Genomic DNA, 17,100 nt, shown 5'->3' on the forward strand with positions numbered 1-17,100 from the left:
TGTATGTGTCGAATGCGCGCCTTCTAGAGGGCCCCCGCACCACCGCCTGATCCCGCGCCCCGAAGCGGGATCGCCGCGCCCTGTGTCCGTACCGCGTACGTGACCGGGCTGCCCCGCGCACCTGTTCTCCCTCCGGTTCCATCGCCATCGCGAGAACCCGTGTCGCGTTCCCGCCCGCATGCACCCGTGCCCGGCGTACACCCACGCCCGCACTCGACAGTGACGGAATCCCCCCAGTGATCACGACAACGGGCCTCACCAAGGTCTACCGCTCGCGCGGCCGTGAAGTGACCGCCCTCGACGGCGTCGATCTGCATGTCCGCGAAGGCGAGGTGTACGGCGTCATCGGTCAGTCCGGCGCCGGCAAGTCCTCCCTCATCCGCTGCGTCAACCTCCTGGAACGCCCCACCGCCGGCACGGTCACCGTCGCCGGACAGGACCTCACCGCTCTCGCCGGGCGCGGCCCGCGCGCGAGCCGCGAACTCCGCCAGGCGCGCAGCCGGATCGGCATGGTCTTCCAGCACTTCAACCTGCTGTCCTCGCGCACGGTCCAGGACAACGTCGAGCTGCCGCTCGAGATCCTCGGCGTCTCGGGGAAGCGGCGGTCCTCCAAGGCGCTCGAACTCCTCGACCTGGTCGGCCTGTCCGACAAGGCCAAGGCCTACCCCGCGCAGCTCTCCGGTGGTCAGAAGCAGCGCGTCGGTATCGCCCGCGCCCTGGCCGGCGACCCCAAGGTGCTGCTCTCCGACGAGGCGACCAGCGCGCTCGACCCGGAGACCACCCGCTCCATCCTCCAGCTGCTGCGCGACCTGAACCGCCAGCTGGGGCTGACCGTCCTGCTCATCACGCACGAGATGGACGTGGTCAAGTCGATCTGCGACTCGGCCGCCCTGATGGACCGGGGCCGTGTCGTCGAATCCGGCACCGTCAGCGAACTCCTCGCGACGCCCGGCTCCGAACTGGCCTCCGCGCTCTTCCCGGTCAGCGGCGACGTGTCGGGCGACGACCGCACCGTCATCGACGTCACCTTCGTCGGTGAGGCGGCGACCCGGCCGGTCATCTCGCAGCTCTCGCGCACCTACAACATTGACATCTCGATCCTCGGCGCCGCGATGGACACCGTCGCGGGACGCCAGGTCGGCCGGATGCGCATCGAACTGCCCGGCGGCTACGAGGAGAACGTCGTACCCATCGGCTTCCTCCGCGAGCAGGGCCTGCAGATCGACGTCGTCGAACAGGCCGCCCAGGAGTCCGTGCTGGTGAAGGAAGGTGCCAAGTGACCTGGTCCGAGATGCAGCCCCTGCTGTCCCAGGCGTGTTGGGACACGCTCTACATGGTCGGCTGGTCCACGCTGATCGCGATCGTCGGCGGTCTCCCGCTCGGCGTCCTGCTCGTCCTGACCGACCGGGGCGGACTCCTGCAGAACGTGGTCGTGAACAAGATCGTCGGGCAGGTCGTGAACGTCGCCCGCTCGCTGCCGTTCATCATCCTGATGGTCGCGCTGATGAGCTTCACGCGCACGATCACCGGGACGACCATCGGACGCGAGGCGGCCATCGTGCCGCTCGCCGTCGGGGCGATCCCGTTCTTCGCGCGTCTGGTCGAGACGGCGGTCCGTGAGGTGGACGGCGGACTCGTCGAAGCCGTGCAGGCGATGGGCGGCAACACCTGGACCGTCGTCCGCCGGGTCCTCGTACCCGAGTCGCTGCCCTCGCTGATCTCCTCGGCGACCACCACGATCGTCGCCCTCATCGGCTACTCGGCGATGGCCGGCACCGTCGGCGCGGGCGGCCTCGGCGACATCGCGATCCGCTACGGCTACCAGCGGTTCGAGACCGGAATGATGTGGATCACGGTCGCCATCCTCGCGGTCGTCATCTCCGTCATCCAGTTCGCCGGCGACTACGCCGCCCGCGGACTGCACCGGCGCGGCGGCCAGTCCGGCGCCGCTCCGAAGCTCCGGTTCCTGAAGTCCCGGGAGCCCTCGGCCGCGGACGTCGGCAAGGTCGCCTGAGACACCGGCGGGCCTTCGCCGCCCGCGGCCACCCACCCCCTCGTTTTCCCCGTCCGCCTCATGACGGGGCAGCACCACCCATAAGGAAAGGCACTTTTCGTGCGTAACACCGCCAAGATCACCACCGCTGTCCTCGCCGCCGGAGCCCTCACCCTCGGCCTCTCCGCCTGCGGCTCCGACAAGGACTCCGCGTCCTCCTCCGACAAGAGCGGCCCGCTCGTCGTCGCCGCCAGCCCCGTCCCGCACGCCGAGATCCTCGACTTCGTCAAGAAGAACCTGGCGAAGAAGGCGGGCCTGGACCTGGAGGTCAAGGAGTTCCAGGACTACATCGTGCCGAACACGGCGACCGAGGACGGCTCGGTGGACGCCAACTACTTCCAGAACCAGCCGTACCTGGACGACTTCAACAAGAAGCGCGGCACCCACATCGTGCCCGTCGTCACGGTGCACCTGGAGCCGCTCGGCCTCTACTCCCACAAGGTGAAGAGCTCCGACGCCCTGAAGAGCGGTGCGACCGTCGCCGTCCCCAACGACGCGGTGAACGAGGCGCGTGCCCTGAAGCTGCTCGCCACCAAGGGGCTCATCACCCTCAAGGACGGCACCGGTACCGAGGCCACCCCGCAGGACATCTCCAAGAACCCGAAGAACCTGAAGTTCAAGGAGGTCGAGGCGGCGCTGACCCCGCGCGCCCTGGACGACGTGGACGCCGCGGTGATCAACGGCAACTACGCCATCTCCGCCGGCCTCAAGCCCGCCAAGGACGCCCTCGTCCTGGAGTCCGCGACGAACAACCCCTACGGCAACTTCCTCGCCGTCAAGAAGGGCAACGAGAACGACCCGCGCGTGAAGAAGCTCGCGAAGCTCCTCACCTCGCCCGAGGTCAAGAAGTTCATAGAGGACAAGTACGCCGGCTCCGTCATCCCCTCCTTCAAGTAGGCGCGGAGCGGCAGTTCACCGACCGCGGGGCCGCACGGCCTCCCCGGTCACCGCACGGGGTCCACTCCATTACCGGGAGTGGACCCCGTTGTGCGGTTCGGTGGTTTCATGCTGCATGCTGGGCAGTTCAGCGGAGCTGGCGCCACATCAGGTCCGAAGTCCCCGACGGTTACGGAGCGTCGTATGACGAGCACCTTCCCCGACATCTCCATCAGCACGGAGCGGTTGGTCCTGCGTGCGCTCGACGAGGACGACGTCGCTCCGCTGGCCGAGATGATGAACGACGAGATGGTGGCGGCCTGGACGTCGATCCCGCAGCCGTTCTCCGAGGACGGCGCCCGTCACTGGATCACCGACTACGCGCCCACGGAACGCGCGGAGGGCCGTGGACTCGACCTCGCCGTCACCGAGTTCCTCACTCAGCGACTCGTGGGCGTCATCCAGCTCGGCAAGACGAACTGGCGCGTCCGTTCCACCGAGCTCTCCTACATCGTCGCCCCCTGGGCACGCGGCGAGGGCTACGCCTCCGAAGCGGCGCTCGCCACCGCCCGATGGCTCTTCCGGGACCAGAAGTTCGAACGCCTCGAACTCCGTACGGCCGCCGACAACACCGCCTCCCAGCAGGTCGCGCAGAAGATCGGCTGCATCAGTGAGGGCGTGCTGCGCAACGCCTGCATAGCGCGTACCCGGACCGAGGACGGCACCTGGGTCGACCTGCGCACCGACTTCATCGTGTGGAGCCTGCTGCCCGAGGACCTGGACGACGTCGGCGACCACCACGCCGACGCCGGCGGCTTCACCTCGTACAACGACTGGAACTGAGCGGGGCGGGCAGAGGGAGGGCAGTCCGCGCGCCGGAAGCGTCGGCGCACGGGAGTCCGCGCGTCGCCCCGTCCGGACCGGCACGGCGCCGTCCGGGCACACCAGGTACCCTCACGGAGCCCGCTCGGGCTGCACCTGAGGACCCGCGACGACCTTCTGGAGACTGACGACGATGGCCGACCGGGTCACGGTGATCGGCTGGGACGGCTCGCCCCTGACCGCCGCGGCGCGCTCCGCCCTCGGCGCCGCCACGCTCGTGGCGGGCGCGGCCCATCATCTCGCGCTCCCCGAGGTGCCCGAGCGCGCCGAACGCATCCGCCTCGGCAGCGTCGGGCTCGCCGCCCGTCGCATCGCCGGCCACCGCGGCACCGCCGTCGTCCTCGCGGACGGGGACCCGGGGTTCTTCGGCGTCGTCCGCACCCTGCGCGCTCCCGAGTTCGGCCTGGAGGTCGAGGTCGTCCCCGCCGTCTCCGCGGTGGCCGCCGCCTTCGCCCGCGCCGGGATGCCCTGGGACGACGCACAGGTGGTCGTCGCCCACGGCCGTACGCTGCGCCGCGCGGTGAACGTGTGCCGCGCCCACACCAAGGTCGCCGTCCTCACCTCGCCAGGCGCCGGCCCCGCCGAACTCGGCCTGCTGCTCGGCGGCGTGCACCGCACCTTCGTCATCTGTGAGGAACTCGGCACGTCCGACGAACAGGTCACGATGCTGACCTCGGACAAGGCGGCCGACCACACCTGGCGCGACCCCAACGTCGTGATCGTCATCGGCGGATTCGTGGCCACCGCCGAAGGGGGCGGCTGGATCGCGGGCCGGGAGCCCGGCGCCGGACCGCGCGGCTGGGCGCTGCCCGCCGAGGCGTACGGCGGAGCGCTCGGCGAAGGCGAAACGGATCTGCTGCGGGCCGCCCAACTCGCCCGCCTGGGGCCGCGCGTCGGCGACCTCGTCTGGGACATCGGCTGCGGCAGCGGGGCCTTCGCCACCGAGGCCGCCCGTACCGGCGCCGCCGTCATAGCGATAGACCGCAGCCCGGGCTCCTGCGCCCGCACCGAGCACGCCGCCCGGCGCTTCGGCGTCCAGATGCAGGTCGTGCACGGGACCGCGCCGCACATCCTCGAAGACCTGCCCGAACCGGACGTCGTCCGCATCGGCGGCGGGGGAGCGGCGGTCGTCTCGGCCGTCGCCGACCGCCGTCCCCAGCGCATCGTCGCGCACGCGTCCACCCGTGACGCCGCCGAACTGATCGGCCGCGACCTGACCGAACACGGTTACGAGGTCGAGTGCGCCCTCATCCAGTCCGTCGAACTCGACACGAGGGCCTGGACGGAGAAGGAGCGGAGCGTCGCGTTCCTGCTCAGCGGCCGTCTGCCGGATCGCGCCCCGTGATCCTGTTGTCGTACTGCGCGCGGTAGGCTGGCCGATCGTTGTACCGCTCCCGTGGGGTCGGCCTTTCGTAGGCCAATGTCCGGAAAACCCGCCCGTTTTGAGGCGTGTGTGGTACGGCAGAACCGGAGGACGCGCAACGTGGCGTAGTCCACAGCGGGCACTCGCGGATCATGCAGCCGCGAGGGCGGAACGACCGGGACAATGCCAGTTAATGGCTTTGTCGTCTTTGTTGGCGGGTCGTTCGTGCCGCTGGGCACGCACGCTCGTTCTTGACTACGGGGCGGTCGGTGCGCCGTCCCGGGCGAGCTGGACTTGGAAGCACTAACCGATGGGCGAGGGGTACGCATGACCGACACCGGCCAGGTCCCGGGCGAGGGAATGCCGGAGAGCGCAGGCATGGTGGAGCAGCCGGGCGTCGCCGCGCCGGGCGCGTACACCTACCTCGACCCCTCCGTGAGCCCCGCCGAGGACGACGACCTGCTTCTGCTGCCGGGCGCCCCCGGTGCCCAGGGCGCGTGGGGCAACGAGGTGCCGCCGCCGGCCCCCATGCCGTTCGCCCACGAGCCCGGCCCGCACGAGACGGCCGGACGTGACACCGGCTCGGTCGAGCTGGGCGCCGTCCGTACGGGCGGCCAGGTCCCCGCTCCGCAGTCCGTGCCGCCACGGCGCCCGCTGCACCTCGGACCGCCCACGCCCGACGGCTCCTCCAGCCCCGTACGCTCGTTGGCCGACCGCGGGCCCGCGGGCTCCCGGCCCGGCCCCATGGCCGCGCCGGTCGCCCCGCCGCGGCACGCGGGGCCGCCGACCGTGGGACCCGAGTACCTCGACGTGCCGCCCGCGGAGGACACCTCGCCGCAGGGCGCCGTGCCGTGGGGCGCTCCGCAGGCGGGTCCCGAGGTCCCGGCTGCAGAAACGGTCGTCCCGGAGCAGGCCGCGGCCCCCGGGACCGCCGCCGACGCCGAGGCGCCGAACGACGCGGGTGCCGGGCAGGAGCCGGAGTTCCCGGCCGCCCCCTTCGACCACGGCCAGGCCCCGGAGACCGCACAGGCGCCCGCGCCCCAGGCCGGCGAAGCAGCGTTCGACCTCCAGGACGTCGACTCCCAGGACGTCGATTCCCCGGACGTCCTCCAGGCACCGACGGCGAGCCTCGTCGCCGAGACCGCGCCCGCGACGGACGCCCCGACGGCAGCCCAGGTCTCCGACGCCCCGCAGTTCCCGGACACCCCGCTGACCCTCGGTACGCCGGACTCCGTCCAGGAACCCCAGCCGGTGCTGCCTACGGACACCGACCCCTCTGTGTTCGCGGCGGACGTTCCCGCGCAGGCGGACGTCGAGCCCTTCGCGCCCGAGCCGTACCCGGCGCCGGTCGAGGACCTCGTCGCCGCGCAGGCCCCGCAGGAGACCGCCGAGCAGGACGTGTACGAGGCGCACCCCGCCCAGTTCGCCGAGCAGAACGGTCATCTGCCGGACCCGGCCGTCGCGTTCGCGGAAGAGGCACCCCCGGCGGACGCCGAGCAGCCCGGCGCCCAGCACGGCTTCGACGCGTCCGAGTCCGCCCTGTCGGCCCTCACCGCGCACACCGCCGACGCCTCGCACGGCCGTCCCGTCGACGGTCTCGACGACTTCCAGGCACAGCAGTTCACGGAGCCGGCCACGTTCGCCGACGCCTCCTTCACCTCGAACGGCGCCGCCCTGCGGGTGGACGGAGCCTTCGCGCCCGACGGCGTCGCCTACGCCGAGGACGCCGCGGCGCACGCCCCGCACGGCGTCCCGGTCGGGGTGGCCGCGCACGCGGACGCCCCCCACCCGGCGCCGGGCCACCCGCACGGCGAACGGCACTACCAGGACGCGACGGGCGCCCCCGGATTCGCCGGAGCTCCCCCGGAGCCCTCGGCGGACCACTCCCTCGGCCGGTTCGTGCCGGTGGAGGGCCAAGTGCCGACCACGCCGCACCTGGCGCCCACCCCGCCGCACGCCATGACCGTGCCGCCGCTTCCCGTGGAGGAGGAGCAGCCGCCGCTCCAGGAGCCCGAGTTCGTCGCGGCGCCCGTACCGGCGGAGGAGCCGGCCGGCGAGATCGTGGACGCGGACGCGGAGCCCGTCGCGCAGGCGGCCGTTCCCGCGCCGCGCGAGGCGGAGGCCGCCGGGGAGACCGCTGATCCCGGTCTGCTCGATGTGGAGCCGGAACCCGTCGCAGCGCAGCTCGCGGAGGACCTGGACACCCGGGTCGCCGACCAGGAGGAGAGCACGGCCGCAGTGGAAGACGTACGAGAGTCCAGCGGCCCGGCGGCCCCCGGCTACGACGACGCCGAGCGTGAGGCGGTGCTGCGGGTGATGCGCGAGCGCCGTGACATCCGCAACGGCTTCCGCAGCGACCCGATCCCGCACGACGTGCTCCTGCGGGTCCTGGAGGCCGCGCACACCGCGCCGTCCGTCGGCCACTCCCAGCCCTGGGACTTCGTCGTCATCCGCTCCGCCGACACCCGGCGCAGCATGCACGAACTCGCCCAGCGTCAGCGCGAGGCCTACGCCAAGTCGCTTCCCAAGGGCCGCGCCAAGCAGTTCAAGGAACTGAAGATCGAGGCCATCCTCGACACCCCGGTGAACATCGTCGTCACGGCCGACCCGACCCGCGGCGGCCGGCACACCCTGGGCCGGCACACCCAGCCGCAGATGGCCCCGTACTCCTCCGCCCTCGCGGTCGAGAACCTGTGGCTCGCCGCCCGCGCGGAGGGCCTCGGCGTCGGCTGGGTCAGCTTCTTCGACGAGCGCGAGATGGTCCGTGCCCTCGGGCTCCCCGACCACCTGGAGGTCGTCGCCTACCTGTGTGTCGGGTACGTCGACGAGTTCCCTGACGAACCCGAGCTGATGCAGGCCGGCTGGTCCAAGCGCCGCCCGCTGTCCTGGGTCGTGCACGAGGAGACGTACGGCCGCCGCGCGCTGCCCGGCGAGGAGCCGCACGACCTGCTCGCCGAGACGGTCTCCAACATCCGCCCCCTGGACGCCAAGGCGCTCGGCGAGGCGTGGGAACGCCAGAAGCGGATGACCAAGCCCGCGGGCGCCCTCGGCATGCTGGAGATCATCTCCGCACAGCTGTCGGGCCTGTCCCGGATGTGCCCGCCGCCGATCCCCGAGCCGGCCGCCGTCGCGATCTTCGCCGGTGACCACGGGGTGCACGCGCAGGGCGTCACGCCCTGGCCGCAGGAGGTCACCGGGCAGATGGTGGCCAACTTCCTGGGCGGCGGAGCGGTCTGCAACGCCTTCGCCAACCAGGTGGGCGCCGAGGTCTGCGTCATCGACGTGGGCGTCGCCTCCGACCTGCCGGCCACTCCTGGCCTGCTGCCGCGCAAGGTCCGCGCGGGCACCGCCGACATGACGACCGGTCCGGCCATGACCCGGGAGGAGGTCGTGGCGGCCCTTGAGGTGGGCATCGAGACGGCCCGAGACCTCGTCGCCGCCGGCAACAAGGCGCTGCTCACCGGTGAGATGGGCATCGCCAACACCACCGCGTCGGCCGCCCTGATCGCCGTCTACACCGGCGCCGACCCCTCCGAGGTCACGGGACGCGGTACCGGCATCAACGACGAGACCCTGGCCCGCAAGACCGAGGTCGTCCGCCGGGCCGTCGAGCTCCACCAGCCGGACCCCGCCGACCCCATCGGCGTCCTCGCGGCCGTCGGTGGACTCGAACACGCGGCCATGGTGGGCCTCCTCCTCGGCGGCGCGTCCCTGCGCACGCCGGTGATCCTGGACGGCGTCAGCGCCGGCGCCGCCGCCCTGGTGGCCCGCGCGATCGCCCCGGAGGTCCTCGCCGCCTGCATCGCCGGCCACCGAAGCGCCGAGCCCGGTCACGTGGCCGCCCTGAACAAGCTGGGTCTGCGCCCGCTGATCGACCTCGACCTGCGCCTCGGCGAGGGAACCGGCGCCCTGCTGGCCCTCCCGGTGGTGCAGAGCGCGGCCCGTGCCATGCACGAGGTCGCCACGTTCGACTCGGCCGGTGTGACCGAGAAGTAGGTCCACCGGCAGCGGACCGGGTGGGCAGGCGTTCCACGCCGCCCACCCGGCTCCGCCGTAGGCTGGACGCGCACCTAAGATCCCCACGTCAGGGCAGCTCCGATGTCGCAGCGCGCCCGTCCGTACCGCCTGCCCGTACGAGGAGCCGCACCTCCATGGCCGAACACCCCGCCTACCCCGTGGGCCTCCGCCTGACCGGACGTCCTGTCGTCGTCCTCGGCGGCGGCCAGGTGGCCCAGCGACGGCTCCCGGCGCTCATCGCGGCAGGCGCGGACATCCACCTCGTGTCACCGGGGGCGACCCCGTCGGTCGAGGCGATGGCGGACGCCGGCGAGATCACCTGGACCCGACGCGCGTACCAGGAGGGCGACCTCGCCGACGCCTGGTACGCGCTGATCGCCACGACCGACGAGGACGCCAACACCGCCGCGTCCGCCGAGGCGGAGCGCCACCGTGTCTGGTGCGTCCGCGCCGACGACGCCGACCGGGCGACCGCCTGGACCCCGGCCACCGGCCACAGCGAGGGCGTGACCGTCGCCGTCCTCACCACGGACGCCAAGGGCCGCGACCCCCGCCACACCGCCGCGATCCGTGACGCCGTGGTCGAGGGGCTGCGCGACGGCACCCTCGTGGCGCCGCACCACCGCACCCGGACCGCCGGTGTCGCCCTGGTCGGCGGCGGACCCGGCGACCCGGACCTCATCACGGTCCGCGGCCGCCGCCTGCTCGCCGAGGCCGACGTGGTCATCGCCGACCGGCTCGGCCCCCGCGACCTGCTCGCCGAACTCCCGCCGCACGTCGAGGTGATCGACGCGGCGAAGATCCCGTACGGCCGTTACATGGCCCAGGAGGCCATCAACAACGCGCTCATCGAGCACGCGAAGCAGGGCAAGTCCGTGGTCCGGCTGAAGGGCGGCGACCCGTTCGTCTTCGGCCGCGGCATGGAGGAGGCCCAGGCGCTCGCCGAGGCGGGCATCGCCTGCACGGTCGTCCCCGGCATCTCCAGCTCGATCTCGGTCCCGGGCGCGGCCGGCATCCCGGTCACCCACCGGGGTGTCGCACACGAGTTCACCGTGGTCAGCGGCCATGTCGCCCCGGACGACGAGCGCTCGCTCGTCGACTGGCCCGCGCTCGCCCGGCTCCGCGGCACCCTCGTCGTCCTCATGGGGGTCGACAAGATCGGCAGGATCGCCGAGACCCTCATGGCGCACGGCAAGCCGGCCGACACCCCCGTCGCCCTCGTCCAGGAGGGCACGACGGCCGCCCAGCGCCGCGTCGACGCCACCCTGGCCACCGTGGCCGAGACCGTCCGCGCCGAGGACGTGCGGCCGCCCGCGGTCATCGTCATCGGCGAGGTCGTCAACGCGGGCCCCGGAACCCCTCAGTAACCACGGGTAACCCAACCCGTTCCCAGCCGTTGGCACCACACCCAGGACAAGGCAGTATCACCCTGTGGCCGATCTCATCACCGTCGATAACCCCGACGACCCGCGTCTGAGCGACTACACGGGCCTGACCGACGTGGAACTGCGCCGCAAGCGCGAACCCGCGGAGGGCCTGTTCATCGCCGAGGGCGAGAAGGTCATCAGACGTGCCAAGGACGCCGGGTACGAGATGCGCTCCATGCTCCTGTCGGCCAAGTGGGTCGACGTCATGCGCGACGTCATCGACGAACTCCCGGCGCCCGTCTACGCGGTCAGCCCGGAGCTCGCCGAGCAGGTCACCGGCTACCACGTGCACCGCGGAGCCCTCGCCTCGATGCAGCGCAAGCCGCTCCCCACCTCGGACGAACTCCTGCGCACCGCGCGCCGGGTGGTCGTCATGGAGTCGGTCAACGACCACACGAACATCGGCGCCATCTTCCGCTCCGCCGCCGCCCTCGGCATGGACGCGGTCCTGCTCTCGCCGGACTGCGCGGACCCCCTCTACCGTCGCTCCGTGAAGGTCTCGATGGGCGCGGTCTTCTCCGTCCCGTACGCCCGGCTGGACGCCTGGCCGAGGAGCCTGGACTCGGTCCGCGACGCCGGATTCAGCCTGCTCGCCCTCACTCCGGACGAGAAGGCCAGGTCCCTCGACGAGGCGGCCCCGCACCGCATGGACCGGGTCGCGCTGATGCTCGGCGCGGAGGGCGACGGGCTCTCCACCCGCGCCCTGATGGCGGCCGACGAGTGGGTCCGCATCCCGATGGCCCACGGGGTCGACTCCCTGAACGTGGGAGCGGCGGCGGCGGTCGCCTTCTACGCCGTGGCCACCGGCCGCCCCGAGAGCTGACGGCCACGCGCGGACGGCCACCGGCCGCCCGCGCGCTCAGCCGTCCAGGTGCATGTCACCGCGGTACGTGTCGGCCATGAGGTCGTCCGTGGGCAGCGGTGTGAACGACGGCTGCTCCCGGCGCACGTCCCTGCCGGGGTCCCCGCCGTCCAGCCCCCGGGCCGGACCCTGGCACCCCTGGGCGACCGCGATACCCAGCGCGACCAGCAGCGTCACCACGACGAAGACGAACAGGCGCTGGCGCAGCAGCCGCGGGTTGGCGGGCCGCCGGCCCGTGCCGGTCGTCCGCGGCCCCGGCCGCCCGGCGCCGCTCCTGGGCGCGGGCCTGCTGCCGGAACGCCCGGTGTTGCGGGCCGGAGCGGGACGCGCCCCCGACCGTGATCCGCCGCTCGTCCCTCCGGTGCGCGGCGGGGGAGTGCCCTGCGGGCGCCGCTGGGTGCGCTGCTCGGCGTACTGCTCGGCCAGCCGGCCCGACGGACGGTCCGGGTCGTTGCGGGGCGCCGGCGGCCGTACGTCCGGCATGCCCTGCGCCTCGCGTGCCGCGATCTCCTTGAGCCGCAGCGACAGTTGGAGCGTGCTCGGCCGCTCCTCGGGGTCCTTCGCCAGGCAGGCGCGGACGAGCGGCGCGAGCGCGTCCGGCACACCCTGCAAGTGGGGCTCCTCGTGCACCACCCGGTAGAGCATGACCTCGGAACTGCCCTGTCCGAAGGGCGAGTCCTGGGTCGCTGCGTACGCCAGGGTGGCCCCGAGCGCGAACACGTCCGTGGCCGGGGTGACGGCCGCGCCGCGCACCTGCTCGGGTGCCAGGAAGCCGGGTGAGCCGACGGCCGTACCGACGTGCGTGAGCGTGCTGGCCCCGGTCGCCCAGGCGATGCCGAAGTCGATGATCCGCGGCCCCTTCGGGGACAGCAGGATGTTCGAGGGCTTGAGGTCGCGGTGGACCACGCCCGCCTCGTGCACCGCGACGAGCCCCTCGGAGAGGGCGGCACCGACGGCGGCCACGTCGGCGGCCGACAGAGGCCCTTCTTCCGCGACCTTGTCGTGCAGGGAGGGGCCGGGCACGTACTGCGTGGCGAACCACGGCCGGTCGGCCTCCAGGTCGGCGGCGACGAGCCGCGCCGTGCAGCCGCCCCTGATCCGACGGGCCGCCGAGACCTCGCGGGCGAACCGCGAGCGGAACTCCTGATCCTCCGCCAGATCCGGCCGGATCACCTTCAGTGCGACGCGCTGTCCGCGCCGGTCGGAGCCCAGGTAGACAACGCCCATCCCGCCCGCGCCGAGCCGTCGGTGAAGCCTGAACGAGCCGACGACACGCGGGTCCTCGCGCCTCAGGCGCATCATCGCCATGTCCATCCCCGCTGCCCGGTCCGTTTGACGAGCCACAGCTTACGTTTCCGCGGCCGGGTGCGCGCAGAGGCCGCGCCCTCTCGTCCCGATCGATTGTCAGTGCCGGGTGGGAAACTTGAAAGGTGGTCAGGGAGCGTGCGCCCAGGACCTCTTTGGGGAGCTCGTGATCCCAACCACCTGTCGCAGAAGGGGGATTGAGCCCATGAAGGGTGACCGCGTGGAGATAGTCGTGGACGCAGGGGACACGACGCGTACGTACGAGGTGGTGGCCAGCAGGGCGGGTCGCCGGGTGGAGACGGCGGTGCGCCGAGGGGTGGTGGAAGTGAGCGAAGTCACCCGAAGCGGATCAGTGGTGCGGACCGCCCGCTTCATGGCGACTCGGGTGCTGGCGCTCGTCGAGCAGCCGGTGCCCCGCGAGGACAGCTCGGAACAGTAGGACACTTCGGACACCCTCTCCGGGAAGACCCTGAGACCTAGGTCCTCGTCTCCACCCAGGGGAGTAGTCCGCAGGTCATCGCTCATCCTCCGGGAGGCCCGGCAATCGGTACGAGGGCATGACGACCTGTCCTCGCCGCGCCCCTAGATTTGAGGTCAAGCGGCGGGTGCAGCACTCGTCCCCCGAGGTCAAGCACCCGCCGCTGCCAACCACAACAGAAGCTCGGTCAGGAGAGGGACCATGGCCCCGACGGCACCGCGGACAGCGCTCCGCACGCAGGGACGCAGGGCGTACGGCGCAGCGTTCGGCACCCGTCGTCAAGGGCAGCGCCACCCCTTGGTGGCGACAGCGATGGTTCTTCCTCTGGCGGCCCTGCTCGTGGTCGTCTTCGGCGGCTGGGAAGCAGTGGTCACACAGGCGTCGTCCGTGGGCGTGATGCTGGGGCGCTGAGCGGCGCCCCAGGCCCGGAAGAGCGGTCCGGGCGGGGACATCCGGCCATGAAACCCCGTGGGGACGGGGGTGCGGCGGACGGCACGAGGAATGCCCGCGCAGCTGGGGAGCTGCGCGGGCATTCTTCATTTCCCGCCGCAGGCGTAACGCCCGGCGCCCCGGGGCACGGTCCCGCGAGGCGCGGTCCGGGCCCTCCACCCTTCCCTCACCTGCGTACGCTCACCGGCAGACGTCGTACTACCTCAGGGGGACCCGTGACCGCAGACACCCTGCTGCCCGCGCTCACCGCCAGCGCCCGGCACGCGGCCCACCCCGCGACGGACCCGGACTGCTCCTGCGCGGCCGAGGACACGCTGCTCGCGGACCGGGACGACGGCACCGTGGTCCGGCACGGCGAGACCGTCGCCAAGGCCCACGCCCCGGACACCGACCCCGCCGCGCTCGCCCGCCGCCTGTCCGTGGCCGCGGCACTCCCCGGCGTCCTCCTGCCTCCGCTGGACAGCACCCCCGCCGGCCTCCTCGGCCGCCAGGTGACCCTCTGGCCGTACGGCAGTCCCGTCGACCCCGACACCCCCGACGCGGCCCCGTGGGAGGCTGCCGCGACCCTGCTGGCCCGACTGCACCGGGCTCCCGTCCCCGGCGGCCTGCCGCCCATGCGGGGGCCGCTCAAGGCCGCCCGCGCGATCGCCCGCCTGCGCGCCGCCGGCTCGCACCCGGGTGCCGCTCCCGTGCTGCGGGCCTGGGCCGGCCTGCCCGACTGGGCCCGCGCGCGGGCCCCGATGACCGCCACGACGCTCTGCCACGGCGACCTGCACCTCGGACAGCTCGTCCGCCATCCCGCGCCGGACGGCCCCTGGGTCCTCATCGACGTCGACGACCTCGGAGCCGGCGACCCCGCCTGGGACCTGGCCCGGCCGGCCGCCTGGTACGCCTGCGGACTGCTCCCGCCCGACGAGTGGCTCCGCTTCCTGAGCGCGTACCAGGACGCGGGCGGCCCGGCCGTCCCCGCCGTGGGCGATCCCTGGCCCTCCCTGGACGTCGCCGCCCGTGCCCTCACCGTGCAGACGGCGGCCCTGGCCGTCGCCAAGTCCGTAGCGGCGGACCGGCCGTTGGACGAGGTGCAGCAGGCAGTCGTCGACGCCTGTGACCGAATGAGTGGCGAACCACCCGAGTTGGGTCAAGGTTTCGCGACGTAGGGTGCAACCGACCGAAGCCGGGCAGTGTCTGTCCTGGCGGAAGCAGTACCGACCGGCGAGGAGTTGAGCCGAGCATGCAGTGTCCGAAATGCCATGCGCCGATGCACACGTACAACCGCAATGGCGTCCAGATCGAGCAGTGCAGCGGCTGCCGCGGGATATTTCTCGACTACGGCGAGCTGGAGGCGCTGACGCGCGTGGAGTCGCAGTGGTCGCAGCCCGCGCCGCCGCCCCAGGGTGCCCCGCAGGCGTACCCGTCCGCCCCCGCGCCCGCGTGGGGAGCCCCGCAGCACGGCGGCCACGGCGGTGGCCACTACGGCGGGCACGGCGGCCATCAGCGTCACAAGAGCTTCGGCCACATGCTCTTCTCGTCCTGAACGACCGAAGGGGCCCCTCCGAAACGGAGGGGCCCCTTCGCCGTGCGCGCCCCGGCACGCCGTCACGGCCGGAGCACGACGAAGCCCCCGACCGTACGAGACGGTCGGGGGCTTCGGGTGGTGCGCGATACTGGGATTGAACCAGTGACCTCTTCCGTGTCAGGGAAGCGCTCTCCCGCTGAGCTAATCGCGCAGGTCACGCGGTGATGAGCCACGCTTGCTGCGGATACTGCGTGCGCGATACTGGGATTGAACCAGTGACCTCTTCCGTGTCAGGGAAGCGCTCTCCCGCTGAGCTAATCGCGCGGGGATCCTTGCGGACCAGTGGACGATACTGGGATTGAACCAGTGACCTCTTCCGTGTCAGGGAAGCGCTCTCCCGCTGAGCTAATCGTCCTTGGAGGTGGAGACGGGATTTGAACCCGTGTAGACGGCTTTGCAGGCCGTTGCCTCGCCTCTCGGCCACTCCACCAGGAGTGCGGGGGTTCGGGAAGATCCCCCACTTCCTGCGAGCGGACGACCAGGTTCGAACTGGCGACCTCAACCTTGGCAAGGTTGCGCTCTACCAACTGAGCTACGTCCGCTTGTCGTTTCCGTTCCGCTTGCGCGGCCCGGCGACGAGTTGAACTCTAGCGGATTCCCGGGCCAGCACAAAAACGCGTTTGTGCAGCGTGCTGCGCTCTGTCCACCCGAGGACACGGTCAGGGCACCCGCAGGACACCCGCTCTAGACTCGGCTGCGTGCTCGACCTCCCTCCTCTCGCCCGCTTCGGCGGTCTCGTCGCGACCGGCCTCCTCGACGTCACCAGTGATCCCGCCGCCCTGGACTCGGCCGGTTTCTGGGCCGTCGCGGCCGACTTCGAGGGGCGCCTGACCTGCGCCCGCTTCCGCGACGTACGCCGGGAGCCGGTACCCGCGCCGGTGCCCGGCCGATGGCACGGACCCGGGGCCGGTGACTGGACGTCGTCCCTCGACCGCGCCGCGTACACGGCGGGTGTACGCCGCATCCGCGAGCACATCGCCGCCGGCGAGGTCTACCAGGCGAACCTCTGCAGGGTCCTGTCCGCGCCCGTCCCGCCCGACGCGGACGTGGACGCGCTGACCGCCCTGCTGGCCCGCGGCAACCCGGCCCCGTACGCGGGAACGATCCGGCTGCCCGCCCACGGCGTGGAGATGGCCACGGCCTCTCCGGAACTCTTCCTGCGCCGCGCGGGCGGTGTGGTCGAGTCCGGGCCGATCAAGGGCACCGGACGCACCGAGGCTGACCTCCTGGAGAAGGACTACGCCGAGAACGTCATGATCGTGGACCTCGTCCGCAACGACATCGGCCGGGTCTGTGTCCCCGGCAGCGTGACCGTGCCGGACCTGTGTGTCGTCGAGAAGCACCCGGGACTCGTGCATCTCGTGTCCAGCGTCCACGGCGAGCTGCGCGCGGACGCCGGCTGGCCGGAACTCCTCGGGGCCGCCTTCCCGCCCGGTTCCGTCACCGGAGCGCCGAAGTCCAGCGCCCTGCGGATCATCGACACCCTGGAGACCGTGCCTCGCGGCCCGTACTGCGGGGGCATCGGCTGGGTCGACGCCGACCGCGGCACCGGCGAGCTGGCCGTGGGCATCCGCACCTTCTGGATCGACCGGGCCGACGCCGTCCTGCGCTTCGGCACCGGAGCCGGCATCACCTGGGGCTCCGACCCCGAGGGGGAGTGGCGGGAGACCGAGCTGAAGGCGTTCCGGCTGCTCGCGGTAGCGTCGGGAGAGTACGACGCGGGTGACGGGACTGCCACCCCCTGAGCCGGGCCCGGGGCACCGCACACACCACCGGGGCGACGACGCCACGCCGGACGACGTGTCCGGCAC

General features: G+C 72.4%; 14 protein-coding genes and 5 tRNA genes. 13 read left to right on the forward strand and 6 right to left on the reverse strand.

The features are described 5' to 3' along the window. Positions 1-236: 236 nt before the first annotated feature. The 8 genes from ACIRQH_RS20230 to ACIRQH_RS20265 all read left to right on the forward strand — a co-directional run bounded on the left by ACIRQH_RS20230 (position 237) and on the right by ACIRQH_RS20265 (position 11,441). The gene (locus ACIRQH_RS20230; protein WP_358817210.1) at positions 237-1,280 is read left to right on the forward strand and encodes an ATP-binding cassette domain-containing protein; all 1,044 of its coding nucleotides are present in this window, start codon (positions 237-239) and stop codon (positions 1,278-1,280) included. After that, positions 1,277-2,014: a methionine ABC transporter permease gene (locus ACIRQH_RS20235; RefSeq protein ID WP_355865950.1), complete on the forward strand. Its 738-nt coding sequence runs from the start codon at positions 1,277-1,279 to the stop codon at positions 2,012-2,014. Before ACIRQH_RS20230 ends, ACIRQH_RS20235 begins: the two co-directional genes overlap by 4 nt. 99 nt (positions 2,015-2,113) lie before the next feature. After that, a complete protein-coding gene (locus ACIRQH_RS20240; protein ID WP_358817212.1) occupies positions 2,114-2,950 on the forward strand; it encodes a MetQ/NlpA family ABC transporter substrate-binding protein in 837 nt (278 codons plus the stop codon). A 183-nt stretch (positions 2,951-3,133) separates the two neighbouring features. After that, complete coding sequence (locus ACIRQH_RS20245) at positions 3,134-3,772, forward strand: GNAT family N-acetyltransferase (RefSeq protein ID WP_358817213.1); 639 nt, start codon at positions 3,134-3,136, stop codon at positions 3,770-3,772. A gap of 172 nt (positions 3,773-3,944) precedes the next feature. Continuing rightward, positions 3,945-5,156 (forward strand): precorrin-6y C5,15-methyltransferase (decarboxylating) subunit CbiE, encoded by a 1,212-nt coding sequence (cbiE, locus tag ACIRQH_RS20250; RefSeq protein WP_358817214.1) that lies wholly within the window; start codon positions 3,945-3,947, stop codon positions 5,154-5,156. Positions 5,157-5,501: 345 nt separating this feature from the next. Continuing rightward, positions 5,502-9,170, forward strand: coding sequence for a nicotinate-nucleotide--dimethylbenzimidazole phosphoribosyltransferase (gene cobT, locus ACIRQH_RS20255; RefSeq protein ID WP_404226754.1), 3,669 nt, complete (start codon positions 5,502-5,504; stop codon positions 9,168-9,170). A gap of 155 nt (positions 9,171-9,325) precedes the next feature. Further along, positions 9,326-10,558 (forward strand): uroporphyrinogen-III C-methyltransferase, encoded by a 1,233-nt coding sequence (gene cobA, locus ACIRQH_RS20260; RefSeq protein ID WP_404226756.1) that lies wholly within the window; start codon positions 9,326-9,328, stop codon positions 10,556-10,558. A 64-nt stretch (positions 10,559-10,622) separates the two neighbouring features. Next, the gene (locus ACIRQH_RS20265) at positions 10,623-11,441 is read left to right on the forward strand and encodes an RNA methyltransferase (RefSeq protein WP_358817217.1); all 819 of its coding nucleotides are present in this window, start codon (positions 10,623-10,625) and stop codon (positions 11,439-11,441) included. A gap of 36 nt (positions 11,442-11,477) precedes the next feature. On the opposite strand, the gene ACIRQH_RS20270 is transcribed toward ACIRQH_RS20265, so the two are convergent. Continuing rightward, positions 11,478-12,794 (reverse strand): serine/threonine-protein kinase, encoded by a 1,317-nt coding sequence (locus tag ACIRQH_RS20270; RefSeq protein ID WP_404226797.1) that lies wholly within the window; start codon positions 12,792-12,794, stop codon positions 11,478-11,480. 196 nt (positions 12,795-12,990) lie between these two features. Between ACIRQH_RS20270 and ACIRQH_RS20275 the strand changes: the two genes are divergently transcribed. From ACIRQH_RS20275 to ACIRQH_RS20290, 4 genes are all read left to right on the forward strand, one after another. Beyond that, positions 12,991-13,224 (forward strand): hypothetical protein, encoded by a 234-nt coding sequence (locus tag ACIRQH_RS20275; protein WP_081223398.1) that lies wholly within the window; start codon positions 12,991-12,993, stop codon positions 13,222-13,224. A gap of 240 nt (positions 13,225-13,464) precedes the next feature. After that, entirely contained in the window at positions 13,465-13,674 is a 210-nt protein-coding gene (locus tag ACIRQH_RS20280; protein WP_358817218.1) for a hypothetical protein, read from the forward strand. Positions 13,675-13,928: 254 nt separating this feature from the next. After that, positions 13,929-14,870, forward strand: a complete 942-nt coding sequence (locus ACIRQH_RS20285; protein ID WP_404226758.1) for an aminoglycoside phosphotransferase family protein — start codon at positions 13,929-13,931, stop codon at positions 14,868-14,870. Between the two features lie 74 nt (positions 14,871-14,944). Further along, positions 14,945-15,247, forward strand: a complete 303-nt coding sequence (locus ACIRQH_RS20290; RefSeq protein ID WP_358817220.1) for a zf-TFIIB domain-containing protein — start codon at positions 14,945-14,947, stop codon at positions 15,245-15,247. Positions 15,248-15,365: 118 nt separating this feature from the next. Here ACIRQH_RS20290 and ACIRQH_RS20295 read toward each other — a convergent pair. From ACIRQH_RS20295 to ACIRQH_RS20315, 5 genes are all read right to left on the reverse strand, one after another. Next, positions 15,366-15,440, reverse strand: a tRNA-Val gene (locus ACIRQH_RS20295). 41 nt (positions 15,441-15,481) lie between these two features. Next, positions 15,482-15,553, reverse strand: a tRNA-Val gene (locus tag ACIRQH_RS20300). 19 nt (positions 15,554-15,572) lie between these two features. After that, a tRNA-Val gene (locus ACIRQH_RS20305) sits at positions 15,573-15,644 on the reverse strand. Between the two features lies 1 nt (position 15,645). Then, a tRNA-Cys gene (locus tag ACIRQH_RS20310) sits at positions 15,646-15,719 on the reverse strand. 39 nt (positions 15,720-15,758) lie between these two features. Then, positions 15,759-15,831, reverse strand: a tRNA-Gly gene (locus ACIRQH_RS20315). 156 nt (positions 15,832-15,987) lie between these two features. On the opposite strand from ACIRQH_RS20315, the gene ACIRQH_RS20320 reads away from it, so the two are divergent. Continuing rightward, positions 15,988-17,034, forward strand: coding sequence for a chorismate-binding protein (locus ACIRQH_RS20320; RefSeq protein WP_388868604.1), 1,047 nt, complete (start codon positions 15,988-15,990; stop codon positions 17,032-17,034). The last annotated feature ends 66 nt before the right edge of the window (positions 17,035-17,100 follow it).

It is taken from the genome of Streptomyces sp. NPDC102279, assembly GCF_044766365.1.
In the GTDB taxonomy this organism is placed as follows: domain Bacteria; phylum Actinomycetota; class Actinomycetes; order Streptomycetales; family Streptomycetaceae; genus Streptomyces.

Coding starts and splice junctions, on each gene's coding strand:
- ACIRQH_RS20275 (WP_081223398.1), top strand. CDS start 12,991: ATGAAGGGTGACCGCGTGGAGATAGTCGTGGACGCAGGGGACACGACG.
- ACIRQH_RS20280 (WP_358817218.1), top strand. CDS start 13,465: ATGGCCCCGACGGCACCGCGGACAGCGCTCCGCACGCAGGGACGCAGG.
- ACIRQH_RS20245 (WP_358817213.1), top strand. CDS start 3,134: ATGACGAGCACCTTCCCCGACATCTCCATCAGCACGGAGCGGTTGGTC.
- cobT (WP_404226754.1), top strand. CDS start 5,502: ATGACCGACACCGGCCAGGTCCCGGGCGAGGGAATGCCGGAGAGCGCA.
- cobA (WP_404226756.1), top strand. CDS start 9,326: ATGGCCGAACACCCCGCCTACCCCGTGGGCCTCCGCCTGACCGGACGT.
- ACIRQH_RS20290 (WP_358817220.1), top strand. CDS start 14,945: ATGCAGTGTCCGAAATGCCATGCGCCGATGCACACGTACAACCGCAAT.
- cbiE (WP_358817214.1), top strand. CDS start 3,945: ATGGCCGACCGGGTCACGGTGATCGGCTGGGACGGCTCGCCCCTGACC.
- ACIRQH_RS20270 (WP_404226797.1), bottom strand. CDS start 12,794: ATGGACATGGCGATGATGCGCCTGAGGCGCGAGGACCCGCGTGTCGTC.